The sequence below is a fragment of the Micromonospora sp. WMMD714 genome, from assembly GCF_029581315.1.
GTDB lineage: Bacteria > Actinomycetota > Actinomycetes > Mycobacteriales > Micromonosporaceae > Micromonospora > Micromonospora rifamycinica.
In genome coordinates, this window is sequence record NZ_CP120744.1 from 1,558,540 (window position 1) to 1,575,771 (window position 17,232).

Below are 17,232 nucleotides of genomic sequence, written 5' to 3' on the forward strand. Positions count from 1 at the left end.
AATCAACCCCGTGGGGTTTCGAGAGGCACCCACCGCAACGGCTGTGGAACCACGACGGCGGTTTGACGACCAGCTATCCGTGGACAAGATCGTTCTTCGGCGAACCAGTTGGACCATGCCACAGCCGTCAGATGAGTGTCAATCACGTCCGCGGGGACGTCCGGGCAGCTCGACGGCGAGTGTCGATCCGGTCGGCGCGGACCCGTCCGGCCCAGGTCACGGGCATCACCGGCCGCCCCGGCGGGGGCGGCCGCGATCGGTTGCAGCACCTGCCGTGGCGCTGTACGTTCGAGCGGCGTCGGCTGTGGTGCAGCGGCAGCGCGGCGGGGCGTCGTCCCCGCCGTCGGCGACGGCATCTGCGCGATCGGCAGATCTCACACGGGTCCGCAGACTCACCCGGGGGTGGCGATGTTCCTGTCCATGGTGTTGTCCGCTCCTGCGTCAGGTCGGTGACGGGCGTGACCTCGTTCGTCAGGACGCCCGCCGGCAAGTGGCTGCGGCGCTACCACGCCTCGTCCGACGACCCGACCTGCCGACTGCTGCTGCTCCCGCACGCGGGCGGTTCGGCGAGCTACTTCTACGGCTTCGCGCAGCTCCTCGCGGGCGACATCGACGTGCTCACCGTGCAGTACCCGGGCCGGATGGAACGGCACGCCGAGCCGCTCGTCGGGGACATCGAGGAGCTCGCCAGGCAGTTGACCACGGCGCTGGTCGAGCACGAGCTGACCGACCTGCCGCTGGCGTTCTTCGGCCACAGCATGGGCTCCCTCATCGGCTACGAGACCGCGAGCCTGCTGGCGGGCAAGGCCCACCCCGCGCGGCACCTCTTCGCGTCGTCCTGCCGGGCACCCGGCACCCTGCACGGCACGGCCGCCGTACGGACCACCGACGACACCATCATCGCGGACCTGAAGTCCCTGGGCGGCACCGACGCCGCCCTGCTCGACGACCCGGGGATGCGGGAACTCCTCCTGCCGATCCTCCGCTCGGACAGCCGGGCCGTGGAGCTCTACCGGGAGCGCCCCCGGACGCCGCTGCGGCTCCCGGTAACTGCCATCCACGGCACCGACGACCACTGGGTCGACCTACCGGCCGCCCAGGCGTGGGCGGAGGTGAGCACCGGCCCCTTCGAGCTGCACCGGATGCCGGGCGGGCACTTCTACTTCTCGGATCCGGGCCACCAGGCGCAGGTCGCCGACCTCGTCCGGAGCCGCCTGCTCGACGTACGCCCGACGACCTGACGACCCTGCCTGGTGGCCCGCACCGACCACCCTCCGCGGTGGCCGGTCAGCCGGCTTCGGCGAACCGCAACCGGACCCGGCGCAGCGTCTCCTCGTAGAGATAGGGGATCTCGGCCTGGTCGTTGCAGTGGTAGAAGACGTCGTAGCAGAACAGCCAGCGCTCCCGGCCGCTCTGGACGTCACGCGGCGGCACGATCGTCCCGGGCTGCAGATACTCCAGGTCGAACGAGAACTCCGGCCGCTCCCGGCCCCACTCCAGCCCCTCGAAGCCGACGAACTCGCCCGCCTCGTGCGCGTTGACGAACACGCCGAGCAGGAAGCCGCCCTTACGCGGGTAGTCGGTCGGCAGCGTCTCACCCAGCGCGAGCTTGAGCGTCATCTCCCGGGGGTCGATCCCGAGGAACAGGTTCAGCATCTTCGGCACGCTGCCACCGCCGATGCGGGAGTTCACCTCGATGATCCGGATCCGTTCCCCGTCCCACTTGCACTCGACGTGGACGAAGGTGTCGTCCACCTCCAGCTTCGTCATCGCCTCCTGGAGCTGGCGATGGATCTCCGTCTCCTCCTCGGCGGACACGAACGGGGTGGGGCACAGGTTCGCCGTCTCGAAGTGGAAGTTGCCCTCCCGGTTGAACTTGTACTTCTCCTGGATCAGCAGGGGCACCAGCCGGCCGTGCTGGACGAACGCCTCGTACGACAGCTCCCGGCCCTCGGTGATGAACTCCTCGACCAGGATCTGCCGCCGCGGATCCCACACCTGGTCGCCGTCGTCGACGGGGTTGAGGTCCTGGTCCTCGGCGAGCGCCGCGAAGGTACTGCCGATCACCTCGTGTGCGGCCTCCCGGTCCTGGACGAACCCGACGTAGCTGCTGGCCGCACCCCAGATCGGCTTCACCACGAAGGGTAGACCGATCTCCGCCACCAGCGCGTCGATCCGTTCCGGGGTGGCCTCGTCCGCTGAGAACACCGTGGCCCGCAGCGGCATCGTGTCGGCGAGGACCCGGCGCAGCCTCGGCTTGATCCGGCAGTTCAGCTGGCCCACCATGCCGGGGAACGGCAGACCCAGCCGCTGCGCGGCACCGAACTGCGCGGACCACGTCCGGTCCCCGATGATGGAGAAGCGCAGACCGTCCGCGGCGTACGGCGCGAGCGCCGCGGCGAGCGCGTCCGCCGAGAAGACGTCCTCGCAGACCACCACCTCGTCCGCCGCGTCGGCGAGCAGGGGCGCGGCCTCGGCGGTCGAGAGCACCAGGATGCGGTGCCCCAGCTTGCGCATCTGCTGCATCCGCAGGTGGAGCTCCGGCCACATCTCCAGGCCGGGCAGGGTGAGTTCGACGTAGTAGCGCGGAGCGCTGGTACCCGCAGGCATTGAGGTCACCTCTCAACGAACAGTCACGAACCCGCCCGCCGGACACATGCGGCCGGGAATCGGCGGCGTGGGGGTGAACGAGTCGGCGGCGGCGGCGCACAGGCGCGGGAGACAGGGCGGGAGGAGAGGTGCGTGCCGACCTCGACGCGGCACTGCCGCCGTTGCCCGTTCGGCGACGAGCCTACCCCGCCTGCCCCGGGGCGGCATCCTCGATGCTCGTGGGGCGGCCGGGCCGGGTGGCCTGGACGGCGACGACCGCACGGCAGCGGGCCGGCGTCACCGCTCTCCCCGGTAGACGCAGCCGGAGGTGCAGGTCTCGCGGACCATCACCGCCGAGAGCGGGACCTGATCGGCCAGCCGGTCCCAGATCCAGCGGGCCAGCACCTCGCTGGTGGGGTTCTCCAGACCGGGCACCTCGTTGAGGTAGTGGTGGTCGAGCTGGTCGCGCAGCGGCGCGAAGGCCTTCTTGAGATCGCCGAAGTCCATCACCCACCCCGCCACCGGGTCGACGTCGCCCTCGACGTGCACCTGCACCCGGTACGAGTGGCCGTGCAGCCGGGCGCACTTGTGCCCGGCGGGCACGTGCGGCAGGCGGTGCGCGGCCTCGAAGGTGAACTCCCGGAAGATTTCCATCAGGCGATTCCTAGGTACTTGTGTGTCTGCAGACTCAACTGCCACTGGGGATGGTCGAGGCAGTACCGCACCGTGGCCTCGGTGTTGGCCGCGCGGTCCGGACCGTCCATGGGCTGCAACAGGAAGTGCGCGAAGTCCAACCCCTCGAACCGGGTCGGCTCGGCACCGACCTGCGGATACACCAACTTGAGGTCGTGTCCGCGGGTGAGCACGAGGTCGGCCCCCGCCTTGGGGCTCACACAGATCCAGTCGAGTCCGGCCGGGGCGGGCCGGGTGCCGTTGGTCTCCACCGCGACCTCGAAACCCTCGTCGTGCAGGGCCTGCACGGCCGCGTCGTCGAGTTGCAGCAGCGGCTCACCACCGGTGCACACCACGTACGGGCGGCTGCGCGGGTGCCGCTGCCCCTGCCACGCCGCCGCCACCGCACCGGCCAGCTCGGCCGCCGAACGGAAACGACCCCCGCCGGGGCCGTCCGTGCCGACGAAGTCGGTGTCGCAGAACTGGCAGATGGCCCGGTGCCGGTCCTCCTCCCGCCCGGTCCAGAGATTGCAGCTGGTGAACCGGCAGAACACCGCCGGCCGACCGGCGTGGGTGCCCTCGCCCTGCAACGTGTAGAAGATCTCCTTGACCCGGTACACCGGGTTCACCCGCCCGCCGAGGTCAGCGCCGGATCGACCAGGCCGAGTTCGGCGAAGCCACGGGCGCGCAGCAGGCACGAGTCGCACGTCCCGCACGCGCGCCCCTCGACCGGGTCGTAGCAGCTGTGCGTCCAGGCATAGTCCACGCCCAGCTCCAGGCCCCGACGGATCGTCTCGGCCTTGGTCAACTGGATCAGCGGGGTGTGCACCCGCAGCCGCTGGCGGCCCTCGACGCCCGCCTTCGTCGCCAGGTTGGCCATCTGCTCGTAGGCGGCGATGTACTCCGGCCGGCAGTCGGGGTAGCCGCTGTAGTCGAGCGCGCTCACCCCGATGAACACGTCCGAGGCGTCCAGGGTCTCCGCCCACGCCAGGGCAAAGGAGAGGAAGATCGTGTTCCGCGCCGGCACGTAGGTGACCGGGATGTCGGTGCCGAGGTCGTCCGCGCTGTCGTGGTGCGGCACCGCGAGCGCGTCGTCGGTCAGCGCCGAGCCGCCGAACACGCGCAGGTCGATGTCGGCGATCACGTGCCGGGCCGCGCCGAGGCGCTCCGCCACCCGCCGGGCGGCGTCGAGTTCCACCGTGTGTCGCTGACCGTAACGGAAGCTCAACGCGTAGGCCTCGTAACCCTCGTGCACCGCCATCGCGAGCACCGTGGCGGAGTCGAGCCCTCCGCTGAGCAGCACCACAGCCTTGCGCTTCGCCGCAGACATCTGCCGGCCTCCGCCTTCCCCCTCGCGTCGGCGGCACCGTGCCGCCCACTTCCGAAGCCCTGTCGCGGGGAAGCACCCCCGAACCCGGCTACTCTACGCAACTGACCACGGGCAAGAGTACTGGGCTCGGCTCCGGACGACCGTCGCGGCCGTGGCCCACGGCCGGGACCGCCACCACGACCCCGGACCGACCCCCGACCCCGGGCCGTCCCCAACCTCGGCCCGACCCCGGGGTGATCCCGGGCTGACCCCGGGGTGATCCCGGGCTGACCCCGGGGTGATCCCGGGCTGACCCCGGGGTGATCCCGGGCTGACCCCGGGGTGATCCCGGGCTGACCCCGGGGTGATCCCGGCCGGCCGGTCGGCCGGGCCGGACTCGCCGCGTCCGGCGGGGCCGGGGAGCCACAATGTTTCACGTGAATCCAAACCCGGGCGCCGAGATCCACCACACCGACCCGTTCGCGGTGCCGACCGAGCAGCGTTCACCGGCACGCCGGCTGCGCGGCCGGCTGGCCGCGTCGGTGACGCTCTGGACGGCTCCCGGGCCGGCCGGGCTGACCGTGTCGTCAACCCTGGTCGCCGCGGGGGAGCCGGACCGGTTACTCGGGCTGGTCGACCCCGAGGCCGACCTGTGGACGGCGATCGAGGACGCCGGCCGGTTCGCGGTGGCCCCGCTCGGGCCGTCCCACCGGCAGCTCGCGGACCGGTTCGCCGGGCTCTTCCCCTCCCCGGGTGGACTGTTCGCCACCGACGCGTGGACCGACACGCCCTACGGGCCGGTGCCCGCCGACGCCGGAAGCTGGGCCGGCTGCCGCCTCGACACCGCCCGGGAGTACGGCTGGGCACTCCTGGTCGAGGCCACCATCGAGACGGTCGAGATCGTCACCGACCTGCCTCCGCTCCTGCACCACCGGGGTCGCTACCACCAGTTCCCCTGACCGGCCCCGCCCGGGCGGGGCCGGGGTGGCGTCGCCGTCTCACCGATACAGCGACCTCCTGGCCGGCGGATACCGCAACGTCGGCCCAGGCGGGTGGATCAACGTGCGGTCCGCCCGGTGAGCGGGGTGACGCGGGTCACTGGGCGCAGGCGGGGGACCGTTCGGCGCAGCGGGCTGCCGGGATCGATCTCGACCTTTCCCGGCAGGCAGCGGGCTATCTACGGTGCGCGAAACCCCCAATGCCTGTGAAGGTGGTGATCCACAGATGTCCACGGACACACCCCCGCCCGCCCCCGCCGAGTCGGTGGCGGAGCGTTACCTGGCCGTACAACGGTCGGACGAGTTCGCCGGGTTGCGCCGCGCGCTGCGCAGCTTCGTCTTCCCGATGACCGTCGCGTTCTTCCTGTGGTACGCGCTCTACGTGATCCTCTCCGCCTACGCGCGGGACTTCATGGGCACGAAGCTCTTCGGCAGCAACATCAACGTGGCGCTGGTCTTCGGCCTGCTCCAGTTCGTCTCGACATTCCTCATCGCCTGGCTCTACTCGCGGTACGCCGACCGGAAGCTCGACCCGACCGCCGACCGGATCCGCGCCGAGATGGGGGAGGTGACCCATGAACACGGTCCTCGCGGCTGAGGCGGGTGGCGGCACCGCCCGCAACCTCACCATCACGCTGTTCCTGGTCTTCGTGGCGGTGACCCTGGCGATCACCATCTGGGCCAGCCGGCAGACCAAGACGGCCACCGACTTCTACGCCGGCGGCCGGTCCTTCTCCGGTTTCCAGAACGGCATGGCGATCGGCGGCGACTACATGTCGGCCGCGTCGTTCCTCGGCATCGCCGGCATCATCGCGCTGTACGGCTACGACGGCTTCCTCTACTCGATCGGCTTCCTGGTCGCCTGGCTGGTGGCGTTGCTGCTGGTCGCCGAGCTGCTGCGCAACTCGGGCCGGTACACGATGGCCGACGTGCTGGCGTTCCGGATGCGCCAGCGTCCGGTGCGTACGGCGGCGGCGGTGTCGACCATCACCGTGTCGATCTTCTACCTGCTGGCCCAGATGGTCGGCGCGGGCGCCCTGGTCGCGCTGCTGCTCGGGATCAAGCCGGGCACCACCTTCCTGGGCATGGACGCCGACACCGCCAAGGTGGCCACCATCATCATGGTCGGCGCCCTGATGATCATCTACGTGACCGTGGGTGGCATGAAGGGCACCACGTACGTCCAGATCGTCAAGGCGTTCCTGCTGATGACCGGCGCGCTGGTGATGACCGTGCTGGTGCTGGCGAAGTACAACTTCAACCTGTCGGCGCTGCTCGGTGACGCCGCCGCCACGTCGGGCAAGGGCAACGCGTTCCTCGAACCCGGGCTCCGCTACGGCGTCGAGGTGGCCGGCAACTCGACCCAGACCTTCTACAACAAGATGGACCTGCTGTCGCTGGGCATCGCCCTGGTGCTCGGCACCGCCGGCCTGCCGCACATCCTGATCCGCTTCTACACCGTGCCGACCGCCAAGGCGGCCCGTAAGAGCGTGCTCTGGGCGATCGGCATCATCGGCACCTTCTACCTGTTGACCCTGGCCCTGGGCTTCGGCGCGGCCGCGCTGGTCGGCGGCAAGGAGATCGTCGCGCAGGACAAGGCCGGCAACACCGCCGCGCCACAGCTCGCCGAGGAGCTGGGCAGGTCGTTCCTCGGCGGCGACCTGGGCGGGGCGACCCTGCTGGCGATCATCGCGGCGGTGGCCTTCGCCACCATCCTCGCGGTGGTCGCCGGGCTGACCCTGGCGTCGTCGTCCAGCCTGGCGCACGACTTCTATGCCAACGTCATCAAGAAGGGGCAGACCTCCGAACGCCAGGAGGTCCGGGTGGCCCGGATCTCGGCCCTGGTCATCGGCGCGGTCTCGATCGCCCTGTCGATCTACGCGCAGAGCCTGAACGTGGCCTTCCTGGTGGCGCTGGCGTTCGCGGTGGCCGCCTCGGGCAACCTGCCGGCGATCCTCTACAGCCTGTTCTGGAAGCGGTTCAACACCTCGGGCGCGGTCTGGGCGATCTACGGCGGCCTGGTCTCCGCCGTGTTCCTGGTGTTCTTCTCGCCGGTCGTCTCCGGCGCACCGACCTCGATGTTCCCGGACCACGACTGGCAGTGGTTCCCGCTGTCGAACCCGGGCCTGCTGTCCATCCCGTTCGGGTTCCTCTGCGGCTGGATCGGCACGCTCATCTCCAAGGAGCACGACGAGGACAAGTACGCCGAGTTGGAGGTGCGCGCCCTCACCGGCGCGGGAGCGCACTGACCGACCGGCACCAGGAGGCCCCCGCCGCGACCTGTCGCGGCGGGGGCCTCCGCCGCTGAGTAGGCTGGCCGCCATGAAGGTTGCCCAGCGGTTCGGAAGCGGTCACCGCGTCCTCGTCACCGGCGGCGCCGGGTTCGTGCCGTCGCACCTGGTGGACGCCCTGATCGGGCGCGGGTGCACCGTGGTCGCGCTGGACAACTTCGTCACCGGCTCCAAGGACAACGTCGCCCACCTGGCGGAGCACCCGCGCTTCACCCTGGTCGAGGCGGACATCTCCGAGGGCCTGCCCACCCACCACCCGGCGTTGGCCGCGCGGTTCGACGCGATCCTGCACATGGCGTCCCCGGCCAGCCCGACCGACTTCGCGAAGCTCCCGGTGGAGATCCTCCGGGTCGGGTCGGTGGGCACCCTGCACCTGCTCGACCGGGCGACGGCCGACGCGGCCCGCTTCCTGATGGCCTCCACCTCCGAGGCGTACGGGGATCCGAAGGAGCACCCGCAGCGGGAGACGTACTGGGGCAACGTCAACCCGATCGGGGTGCGCAGCGTCTACGACGAGGCGAAGCGCTTCTCCGAGGCGGCCACCATGGCGTACCACCGCAGCCGGGGGCTGGACGCGGCGATCGTCCGGATCTTCAACACCTACGGCCCCCGGATGCGCCCGGACGACGGCCGGGCCATCCCGACCTTCATCTCCCAGGCGCTGCGCGGCGAGCCGATCACCGTGCACGGCACCGGTGAGCAGACCCGGTCGATCTGCTACGTCGACGATCTGGTGCGCGGCATCCTGCTGCTGCTCGACTCGACCGAGACCGGCCCGATCAACTGCGGCACCGAACACGAGCTGACCATGCGGCAACTCGCCGAGACGATCGTGTCACTCTCCGGCAGCACCTCGCAGGTGACCTACGTCACCCGCAGCTCGGACGACCCGGAGATGCGCCGCCCCGACCTGGCCCTCGCCCGGGACCTGCTGGGATACCAGCCGACGGTCTCGCCCGAAGACGGCCTGCGACGCACCATCGACCATTTCCGCGGCCGGCTAGGGTAGCTCCCCCAGGCCACGCGGGGCACCGGGCGCGCTTCACCTTCAGCGAACGCTCGACCCGCCTACGTACGCTGAAACGCATGTCAGCGACCTCGTCAGCCGGCGCCTCGCTCCCGTACCTCCACCGCAGCGCGGGCCGTGCCCCGGTGCCCGGCTCCGACCGGGGCGCCACCGGGCGCACCCGGCAGTCCGACGCGCAGTGGTACCCGTCGTACCAGGACGACCAGCCCCGGTCGGGCGGACCGGGCGGCCCCGGCACACCCGCCGGGCCGGGTGGGCCGGGGAACTACGGCCGGCGCGGGCCGCGTCCGCGCTGGGGCCGGATCGCCCTGGTCGCCGGCGTGACGGTGCTGGTGGTGGCGTTGCTCGGTGGGATCGGGGCCTGGTTCTACACCCGCAACCTCAACGACGACCTGGCCCGCACCGACCCGTTCTCGGAGATCACCGGTGGTCGGCCCGCGAAGCCGGTCGAGGGGGCGCTCAACATCCTGCTGGTCGGCACGGACTCGCGGGATCCGGACGCCGCGGTCGACAAGCCGGGCGAGTGGCGGGCGGACACGCTGATCGTCATGCACATCCCGGCCGACCACAAGGAGGCCTACCTGGTCTCCGTCCCGCGTGACCTGTACGTGCCGATTCCCGAGAGCGCGGGCGCGGCCTGCGACTCCGGTCGGCGCGCCAAGATCAACGCCGCGTTCGCCTTCGGTGGCCTGCCGCTGGCGGTACGCACCGTGGAGTGCTTCACCGACGTCCGGATCGACAACGTGATGGCGATCGACTTCGGCGGCTTCAAGGAGGTCACCGACGCGGTGGGCGGGGTCGACCTGAAGGTGGAGCAGAGCATCACCTCGATCCACAAGCCGTACCGGAAGTTCACCAAGGGCACCATGCACATGGACGGCGCCACCGCGCTGGACTGGATCCGGCAGCGCAAGCAGTTCCCCCAGGGCGACTTCGCCCGGATGCGGCACCAGCAGGAGTTCCTGCGGGCGCTGCTGGACAAGGCGGCGAGCACCGGCACCCTGACCAACCCCAAGAAGCTGAACGCGTTCCTCCAGTCGGTGACCGACGCGGTGACCGTGGACAACGACTTCTCCCTCGCCGACATGGCCATCCAGTTCCGCAATCTGCGCGGCGAGAACCTGACCTTCCTCACCAGCCCGAACACCGGCAGCGACACCATCAACGGGGAGTCGGTGGTGGTGTCCGACCGGACGAAGGCGCTGGCGATGTACCAGGCGATGTCCGCCGACACCATGGCGGACTGGGTGGCGGCCAACAACCCGAAGAAGGGCGCCACGGGCGCCGGGAACTGACCGCCGCCGCGGCGGGGGCGGCCCTGACGGTTCACCCTGGCGGTCCGGGGAACGGGTCGGCGTCGATGCCGATGTGTCCGGCAGATGTCGACGAACGTCATCAGAGGTCATTTCCGAACCCCTTGATCATCGAACGCCAACAGCCGTCCGGGCGGACAGCCTGACCCGAAAGGATGAATTCCGAAGGTAAAGGTCGGTTTCCCTGGGATTTGTGCGTGTGACGACCTCGCCTAGCCGGGAAGCGGTACGTAAAGTGGTCCCGCCCCCCGATCACGCGAGCTGGAGCACGCATGCCGGTTCAGACCAGCCCCCGCCCCACGTCGCTGAGTGCCGACCCCTACCGGGCGTCGGCCGCCGTCCCGTCACCGGGCGGTCGCGGCGGTCGGCCCTCCACGACGGCCCGCAAGCGCACCCGGCGCAAGGACCCGCTCTGGGCGCGACTGACCGTGGTCTTCGGCGCGGTGCTGATGCTGACCAGCGGCGTGGCGATCGTCGGCAGCAAGGCGCTGATCAGTCAGGCCACCGGCAACATCGCCCAGCGCAACCTGCTCGGCGGGGCGGGCAAGACCGAGGCCGAGGGCGGTGCCAACCTCGACGGCCCGATCGACATGCTGCTGCTCGGCGTGGACGCCCGGGAGCGCTGGGCCGCCGACGACGTCCGGTCGGACAGCATCATCGTGCTGCACATCCCGGCCAGCCACGACCAGGCGTACCTGATCTCGATCCCCCGGGACACCGAGGCGCAGATCCCGGCGTTCAAGAAGAGCGGTTTCAAGGGCGGCACCGACAAGATCAACGCGGCGTTCCAGGCCGGCGCCCGCAACGGCGGCGGCTGGGAGGGCGGCGCGCAGCTGATGGCCCAGACCATCAAGAACATGACCGGGGTCAGCTTCGACGGCGCCGCGATCATCAACTTCGGTGGCTTCAAGAACGTCATCGACACCCTCGGCACGGTGCGTATCTGCGTCAGCCACGAGGTGAAGTCGCACCACATGATGATCGTGGACGGCAAGCAGATGTGGAACGCCGACGCTAAGAAGACCGGCCGGCCGATGACCCCGGTGGTCTACAAGAAGGGCTGCCGGGAGATGAACGGCCTCCAGGCGCTCGACTACTCGCGGCAGCGCTACGGCCTGCCGAACAGCGACTACGACCGGCAGCAGAACCAGCAGCAGCTGATCAAGGCGATGGCCCGCAAGGCGACCGACAAGGGCATGCTGACCAACCCGGTCAAGGTCAACCAGCTGATCAAGGCGGCCGGCAAGGCGTTCATCCTGGACACCGGCGGCGTGCCGGTCGCGGACCTGGTCTTCACCATGCGCGGGGTGACCGCCAACGAGTTGACCATGCTGCGCACCAACGGCGGCACGTTCAACGGCAACGCCAACAACCGCGAGGCGCTCAGCCAGCAGACCCTGGACATGTTCCAGGCGATCAAGGAAGACAAGCTGGCCGAGTTCGTCTACGCCAACCCGAGCGTGCTGTCCACCCGCAAGTGACCCGCCGGTAGTCCCGGCGAACCGGCCCGGCGCTCCGCCGCCCCGCCGTAGCCTGACGTGAGAACTATTCACGTTGAGCCACGGGGAGGACGCCACGGCCAGGTCAGCACGGCCCGACCGAGGGCGGGGCACCCCGTCCCCCGGCCGGCGCGGGGTCCGCCCCCGCTGGTCGCGGGTGCTGCTCGGCGTCGGCCTGGCCCTGGTGCTGCTCGCCGGCCTCGCCGTGGTCGGGGTACGGCTGCTCGCCCACCGCTACGACCGGACGGTCAGCAGGGAGCAACTGCTCGCCCCGGACTCCCGGCAGGCCCGCACCGAGCTGGACGCCGGCCTGAACTACCTGGTCGTCGGCTCCGACCGCCGCGCCGGCGCGCAGCAGGCGGACCAGCGTTCCGACACCATCCTCATCGTGCACCTTCCGCCCGGCCTGCGGCAGGCGTACCTGATCTCCGTTCCCCGCGACCTGCTGGTCGCCATTCCGCCCGACGGCGCCGGCTACGGCGGGGGGCAAGACAAGATCAACGCGGCGTACGAGCACGGCGGCGGCGGGGAGGGCGGCACCCGCCTGCTCTCGGCCACCCTGACCCGGCTCACCGGCATCCGCTTCGACGGCGCCGCGCTCGTCGACTTCGCCGGCTTCCGGAAGGTCATCGACCTGCTGGGCGGCGTCCGGATGTGCGTCGACACCGAGGTCCGGTCGATCCACACCGGGACCACCTTCCCGGTCGGCTGCCAGCAGATGGACGGCGCGAAGGCGCTGGACTACGCCCGGCAGCGCTACGATCTCCCGAACGGCGACTACGACCGGCAACGGCACCAGCAGCAGATGCTGCGGGCGATGCTGGACCGGGCCGCCCAGTCCCACCTGCGCAGCGATCCGGTGCAGCTGGACCGGGTGCTGCGGGCGGTCGGCGGCTCGCTCACCGTCGACACCAACGGCGTACCCCTGGACGATCTGGTCTTCGCCCTGCGCTCGCTGCCCGCCGACGCGCTGCACGGGGTGCAGCTGCCGTCCTATCCGCAGACCATCGACGGCATCTCGTACGTGGTGCTCGACCAGGGCGGCGGTGGGCTCTTCGACGCCGTCCGCACCGACCGGCTGCCCGACTGGTCCCGGGCCAACCCCCGCTGGGTCAACCAGCTGTGACCCCCACCCCGGTCGCCGTCCCCACCGCCGGCCCGGCGCGCTGCGCGCCCGCCCCACCGCCGGCCCGACCCGCCGACGGCGCCTCCACCGCCGCCACGCCGACCGCCGGGGATGCCGTCGCCGGCACCGAGGATCTAGGCTTGGTGACCGTGTTCGGATCCCAGGTTCCCAGCGTCCCCGTGACCGCGATCGACGACGACACCTACCTGCTCGACGTCCGCGAGGACGACGAGTGGGCGGCGGGCCACGCGCCCGGCGCCCACCACGTGCCGATGATGGAGCTGCCGGCCCGGCTCGCCGAGGTGCCCACCGACCGCGAGGTCGCGGTGATCTGCCGCTCCGGCGGGCGCTCCGCCCAGGTGGTCGGTTACCTGCTCGGCAACGGCTGGGAGCAGGTGCGCAACGCCGACGGCGGCATGCGGCAGTGGGTGGCCGTCGGTCGGCCGGTGGTCACCGGGGACGGGCAGCCCGGCCAGGTCATCTGAGCGTCGACAGATGGGCGATCCCCTGGTCTTCGCGCACCGTGGCGCGTCGGCCGACCTTCCCGAGCACACCCTGGCGGCCTACCTGCGGGCACTCGACGAGGGCGCCGACGGGCTGGAGTGCGACGTCCGGCTGACCCGCGACGGGCACCTGGTCTGCGTACACGACCGGCGGTTGAACCGGACCAGCAACGGTCACGGCCTGGTCAGCGCCCGGACCCTGGCCGAGCTGGAGGCGCTGGACTTCGGCTCCTGGCACCCCGGGTGCACGCCGGCCGACGGCGACGGGCCGCCGGACGACGCGCACACCCGGCTGCTCACCCTGGACCGGCTGCTGACGGCCGTCCGGGCCGCCGGCCGCCCGGTCCGGCTGCTGGTGGAGACCAAGCACCCGTCCCGCTACCGGGGGGACGTCGAGCGCCGGCTGGTCGCCCTGCTGCGTCGGCACGGGCTGGCCGAGCCGGCCCCCGACGAGCCGGTCCAGGTCACCGTGATGTCCTTCTCCCCGCTGGCGGTCCGCCGGGTCCGCGAGCTGGCCCCGGCGCTGCCGACGGTGCTGCTGCTGGAGGTGCTGCCCCGCTGGCTGCCGCTCGGGCGGCTGCCGTTCGGGGCACGGATCGCCGGGCCGGGCATCGGCCTGGTCCGGTCCCGCCCGGAGCTGGTCCCCGCGCTGCGGGCCGCCGGCCACCAGGTGTACGTCTGGACGGTCAACGAACCGACCGACCTGGCGCTGGTCCTCGACGCCGGGGTGGACGGGGTGATCACCGACCGGCCCGCGCACACCCTGGCCCGGCTCGGCCGGTGACGCCCGACTCCCGGCCGGACCGGGCCGGCACCGACCGGTCGGGTCGGCACCGGATGCCGGAGCGGACCGACCCCCGGGGGGTGCCCGAAGGGCGTCGCACGGGGCACACTCGGGGCATGCCGGAACGCCCCGATCTCGCCGCCCTCATCGCCGACCACGGCGCGGTGATCGAGATGATCAATTCGGGTGAGGCCGGGCTGCCGGTGCTCACCGCGCTGCTCCAGGCGGCCCGGCCCGCGCTCGGCGCGGCCTGCGTGGCGTTCGTCGAGTTCACCCCCACCGGCGGCCAGGTGATCGCCGCCAGCGGCTGCGCCGAATGGGCCATCGGCCGCCCACTGCCCGCCTCCGACCCGGCCACCGTCTGCCTGCTCACCGGCCCCCGGGTCCGGCAGACCCGGCTGGACCACCTGGACGGCCCGCTCGCCGGGGAACTGGCCGCCCGCGGCCTGCGCCGCATGGTCGTCGCCCGCGCCGAACTCAACGGGCTCACCGTCGGCAGCCTGCACGCCCTCTACCCCGACGACGACGAGTCCGAGAACCGGGTCCAGCACGCCACCCTCGGCTACCTCGCCTCCTGCATCGCCCACATGTACGGCGACCAGAGCGGCCTGCCGGTGCACGGCGACGGCCCGGTGGTCGCGGCGCTCGCCGACGGCCTGGCCGTGGTCGACCGGGACGGCCGGGTCCGGCTGTGGAACCCCGCGGCCGTCGAGGTCACCGGCCGCACCGCCGGCGAGGCGATGAACCGGCCGCTGCCGTTCCCGCTCCCGGCCGCCGGCCAGGTGCTCGACCACCAGCTCGCGGACGGGCAGTGGCTGCGGATCACCGCCGGCGAGCTGGCCGGCCCGGGCATGCTCCGGGTGGTCACCTTCCGCGACATCACCGACCAGCAGCGCCGCGACTCCGACCGCGACCTCTTCGTCGCGGTCACCAGCCACGAACTGCGCACCCCGGTCACCGTCATCAAGGGGTACGCGGACACCCTCACCGACCACTGGGAGTCGCTGACCGACCACGACCGGCGGCAGGCGGCCCGGGTGATCGGTCAACGGGCCAACGAACTGGCCCGGCTGGTCGACCGGCTGCTCACCTCGGCCACCGACGTGCGCCCCAGCGACGGGCCGGCCGTCCCGTTCGACCTCGGCGAGGCGCTGCACGCGGCGGTCCTGGACCTCCCCGGCGACCTGCGCCGCCGGCTGCTGCTGAGCATCCCGGCCGACCTGCCCAAGACCCTCGGGGACCGGCACCGGCTGACCACCGTGCTGACCGAGCTGTGCACCAACGCGGGGAAGTGGTCGCCGACCGACTCCCCCATCGAGGTGGTGGCGACGGCCGACAGCCGGACCGTGGCGTTCCGGGTGGCCGACCGGGGGGTGGGGATCCGGCCGGAACACGCCGAACGCGCCTTCGACCGGTTCTGGCAGGGCGAGTCCGGGGACCGCCGGGGCTATCCGGGTGCCGGACTCGGCCTCTATCTCGTCCGCCGGATCGTTGAACAGCAAAATGGATGGGTATCCCTACGTCCACGAGACGGTGGCGGTACCGTCGCAGAGGTGCGGCTGCCGCGCCAGTGACCTGCCCGGGGTGGGCCGGTGACGCGCCGGCGGGCACGGGCCGAGAAGGAGCCGCGGTGTCGACAGGACGAGTCGATCGTTCGTGGTGCGTGGTGGTCCCCCACCACGCCACCGGAGCGCGGCTGGCCCGGCACCGGCTCGCCGACGAACTCGCCGGACTGGTCCCCCCGGCGCTCCTCGCCGACCTGGTGGCCGTCCTGGCCGAGCTGGTCGGCAACGCGGTCCGGCACGCCGACCCGCTGCCCGGCGGGGTGGTCCGGGTCGCCTGGCGGTTACGGCCCGGCCGGACGGGTCCGCTCCTGTCGGTCCGGGTGACCGACGGCGGCGCCGAGGCCGGACCGCGGATGCGGGCCGCCGGGACGGACGCCGTCGACGGGCGGGGTCTGCACATCGTCGCCGGGCTGGCCAGCCGTTGGGGGGTCGACCGGGACGGTCTGGGGCAGAGCGTCTGGGCCGAGTTCGACCCGGCCGACTGCCGGCCGGACCTGATCCCCGCCGGCTGACCGCAGACCACACCCGAGCCCGCTCGGCCGGGCGTGATCCCACTCGGGCCGGGCCTGAGCCCGCCCGGGCCGGGCCGTGGGGCGGGTCCTGCCCCCACGGTCGCCAGTCGGGCTCTAGGCTGTCTCGCCGTGAGCAAGCGTCGAAAGAACCAGCGCGTCGAGGCCGCTCCCCGCCGGGAGAAGATCCGGGACGTCTTCGTCCCCCGTCCGTTCGAGGGGTTGGCGGACGAACCGGAGTGGATCGCCCTGCGCGAACTCGTGCCGGCCGCCTCCGCGCCGCTGCGGCTCACCCCCGAACTGGTCGAGGAGCACGGCGACCGGCCGGTCACCCTGGCCACCGTGCTGCCGATGGCCGCCCCGGCGATGACCAAGCCGGACGGTCGGGTGTTCATCGGTCTCCAGCGGCACCAGCAGTCCGGCGACGTCTCGCGGGACCTGGCCGAGGCGCTGCTCTGCGCGTTGCGCACCGAGCCGGGCGGGCAGGTGACGGTGCCGCCGCTGCCCGGCCCCGGCCCCCGCCTCCAGGACATCCTGGTCGACGCCCCGCTGGACGTCACCATGCACGAGGGTTTCGACTTCTGGCTCGACCCCGGCGCGGCCGACGACCCGACCGTGCAGGCGTCCCTGGAACGGGCGAACGCGGCGATCTACCCGACCGTCAGGCTGGCCGCGGCGCGGGCCGCCTACTGGTGCCGGGTGCCGGAGAAGGCACACGTGCGCTGGGTGCTCGGCGACGACGAGGACGCCGCGTTGGACACGCTCTCCCGGCTCTCCGCCTCGGGTGCGCTCACCCTGGGCGAGGGCACGAGGTTCGCCGGCATGTTCCGGGCGCACGGCCGGCTGGTGCCGGTCTGGGACCTGCCCGAGGACACTCCGGCCGCCGAGTGGGAGGAGCCGGTCGCCGCGTTCGCCGAGCGGTACGCCGACGCGCTGACCGAGAAGGAGCCGCTGGACGCCGCCGGACGCCGGGCGCGGCAGGGGCTGCTGGGCCGCCAGCTCACCCTGCGCTGAGCACCGGCGGGCAGCCCGGGCGGTGCGGTCGCC

17 protein-coding genes are annotated in these 17,232 nt (G+C 71.9%); 13 read left to right on the plus strand and 4 right to left on the minus strand.

Annotation, left to right across the window (positions count from 1 at the left end):
• Positions 1–458: 458 nt before the first annotated feature.
• Positions 459–1,241, plus strand: coding sequence for an alpha/beta fold hydrolase (locus tag O7625_RS06905; protein WP_282345117.1), 783 nt, complete (start codon positions 459–461; stop codon positions 1,239–1,241).
• Positions 1,242–1,287: 46 nt separating this feature from the next.
• Here the strand turns inward: O7625_RS06905 and O7625_RS06910 are convergent, their stop codons facing one another.
• The 4 genes from O7625_RS06910 to queC form a co-directional block, all read right to left on the minus strand.
• Positions 1,288–2,610 carry an ATP-grasp domain-containing protein gene (locus O7625_RS06910; protein WP_282345118.1) on the minus strand — a complete coding sequence of 441 codons (1,323 nt, stop codon included), beginning with the start codon at positions 2,608–2,610 and terminating at the stop codon, positions 1,288–1,290.
• A 276-nt stretch (positions 2,611–2,886) separates the two neighbouring features.
• Positions 2,887–3,243: a 6-carboxytetrahydropterin synthase QueD gene (gene queD, locus O7625_RS06915; RefSeq protein WP_067301097.1), complete on the minus strand. Its 357-nt coding sequence runs from the start codon at positions 3,241–3,243 to the stop codon at positions 2,887–2,889.
• Positions 3,243–3,881, minus strand: coding sequence for a 7-carboxy-7-deazaguanine synthase (gene queE / locus O7625_RS06920; protein ID WP_282345119.1), 639 nt, complete (start codon positions 3,879–3,881; stop codon positions 3,243–3,245). The genes queD and queE overlap by 1 nt, the downstream gene beginning before the upstream one ends.
• A gap of 5 nt (positions 3,882–3,886) precedes the next feature.
• Complete coding sequence (gene queC / locus O7625_RS06925; RefSeq protein WP_282345120.1) at positions 3,887–4,591, minus strand: 7-cyano-7-deazaguanine synthase QueC; 705 nt, start codon at positions 4,589–4,591, stop codon at positions 3,887–3,889.
• A 407-nt stretch (positions 4,592–4,998) separates the two neighbouring features.
• On the opposite strand from queC, the gene O7625_RS06930 reads away from it, so the two are divergent.
• From O7625_RS06930 to O7625_RS06985, 12 genes are all read left to right on the plus strand, one after another.
• Positions 4,999–5,529, plus strand: a complete 531-nt coding sequence (locus tag O7625_RS06930; protein ID WP_282345121.1) for a flavin reductase family protein — start codon at positions 4,999–5,001, stop codon at positions 5,527–5,529.
• A 265-nt stretch (positions 5,530–5,794) separates the two neighbouring features.
• Positions 5,795–6,166: a DUF485 domain-containing protein gene (locus tag O7625_RS06935; RefSeq protein WP_067301107.1), complete on the plus strand. Its 372-nt coding sequence runs from the start codon at positions 5,795–5,797 to the stop codon at positions 6,164–6,166.
• A complete protein-coding gene (locus tag O7625_RS06940; RefSeq protein WP_282345122.1) occupies positions 6,144–7,817 on the plus strand; it encodes a cation acetate symporter in 1,674 nt (557 codons plus the stop codon). Before O7625_RS06935 ends, O7625_RS06940 begins: the two co-directional genes overlap by 23 nt.
• 73 nt (positions 7,818–7,890) lie before the next feature.
• The gene (locus O7625_RS06945; protein WP_282345123.1) at positions 7,891–8,868 is read left to right on the plus strand and encodes an NAD-dependent epimerase/dehydratase family protein; all 978 of its coding nucleotides are present in this window, start codon (positions 7,891–7,893) and stop codon (positions 8,866–8,868) included.
• A 77-nt stretch (positions 8,869–8,945) separates the two neighbouring features.
• Entirely contained in the window at positions 8,946–10,181 is a 1,236-nt protein-coding gene (locus tag O7625_RS06950) for an LCP family protein (protein WP_282345124.1), read from the plus strand.
• A 290-nt stretch (positions 10,182–10,471) separates the two neighbouring features.
• On the plus strand, positions 10,472–11,680 hold the full coding sequence (locus O7625_RS06955) for an LCP family protein (protein WP_067301119.1): 1,209 nt from the start codon (positions 10,472–10,474) through the stop codon (positions 11,678–11,680).
• A gap of 202 nt (positions 11,681–11,882) precedes the next feature.
• Positions 11,883–12,824, plus strand: coding sequence for an LCP family protein (locus O7625_RS06960; protein WP_282346827.1), 942 nt, complete (start codon positions 11,883–11,885; stop codon positions 12,822–12,824).
• 149 nt (positions 12,825–12,973) lie between these two features.
• The gene (locus tag O7625_RS06965; RefSeq protein ID WP_067301257.1) at positions 12,974–13,309 is read left to right on the plus strand and encodes a rhodanese-like domain-containing protein; all 336 of its coding nucleotides are present in this window, start codon (positions 12,974–12,976) and stop codon (positions 13,307–13,309) included.
• A gap of 10 nt (positions 13,310–13,319) precedes the next feature.
• Positions 13,320–14,111 (plus strand): glycerophosphodiester phosphodiesterase family protein, encoded by a 792-nt coding sequence (locus O7625_RS06970; protein WP_282345125.1) that lies wholly within the window; start codon positions 13,320–13,322, stop codon positions 14,109–14,111.
• A 116-nt stretch (positions 14,112–14,227) separates the two neighbouring features.
• Positions 14,228–15,685 carry an ATP-binding protein gene (locus O7625_RS06975; RefSeq protein WP_282345126.1) on the plus strand — a complete coding sequence of 486 codons (1,458 nt, stop codon included), beginning with the start codon at positions 14,228–14,230 and terminating at the stop codon, positions 15,683–15,685.
• An 89-nt stretch (positions 15,686–15,774) separates the two neighbouring features.
• Positions 15,775–16,188: an ATP-binding protein gene (locus O7625_RS06980; protein ID WP_231932847.1), complete on the plus strand. Its 414-nt coding sequence runs from the start codon at positions 15,775–15,777 to the stop codon at positions 16,186–16,188.
• Between the two features lie 129 nt (positions 16,189–16,317).
• On the plus strand, positions 16,318–17,199 hold the full coding sequence (locus O7625_RS06985; RefSeq protein ID WP_067301128.1) for a DUF5926 family protein: 882 nt from the start codon (positions 16,318–16,320) through the stop codon (positions 17,197–17,199).
• Positions 17,200–17,232 lie beyond the last annotated feature (33 nt).

Excerpts from the sequence above, each read along its gene's own strand:
- O7625_RS06910 (WP_282345118.1), bottom strand. The coding sequence starts at position 2,610 with ATGCCTGCGGGTACCAGCGCTCCGCGCTACTACGTCGAACTCACCCTG.
- queD (WP_067301097.1), bottom strand. The coding sequence starts at position 3,243 with ATGGAAATCTTCCGGGAGTTCACCTTCGAGGCCGCGCACCGCCTGCCG.
- queC (WP_282345120.1), bottom strand. The coding sequence starts at position 4,591 with ATGTCTGCGGCGAAGCGCAAGGCTGTGGTGCTGCTCAGCGGAGGGCTC.
- O7625_RS06930 (WP_282345121.1), top strand. The coding sequence starts at position 4,999 with ATGTTTCACGTGAATCCAAACCCGGGCGCCGAGATCCACCACACCGAC.
- O7625_RS06935 (WP_067301107.1), top strand. The coding sequence starts at position 5,795 with ATGTCCACGGACACACCCCCGCCCGCCCCCGCCGAGTCGGTGGCGGAG.
- O7625_RS06940 (WP_282345122.1), top strand. The coding sequence starts at position 6,144 with ATGAACACGGTCCTCGCGGCTGAGGCGGGTGGCGGCACCGCCCGCAAC.
- O7625_RS06945 (WP_282345123.1), top strand. The coding sequence starts at position 7,891 with ATGAAGGTTGCCCAGCGGTTCGGAAGCGGTCACCGCGTCCTCGTCACC.
- O7625_RS06950 (WP_282345124.1), top strand. The coding sequence starts at position 8,946 with ATGTCAGCGACCTCGTCAGCCGGCGCCTCGCTCCCGTACCTCCACCGC.
- O7625_RS06955 (WP_067301119.1), top strand. The coding sequence starts at position 10,472 with ATGCCGGTTCAGACCAGCCCCCGCCCCACGTCGCTGAGTGCCGACCCC.
- O7625_RS06970 (WP_282345125.1), top strand. The coding sequence starts at position 13,320 with ATGGGCGATCCCCTGGTCTTCGCGCACCGTGGCGCGTCGGCCGACCTT.
- O7625_RS06975 (WP_282345126.1), top strand. The coding sequence starts at position 14,228 with ATGCCGGAACGCCCCGATCTCGCCGCCCTCATCGCCGACCACGGCGCG.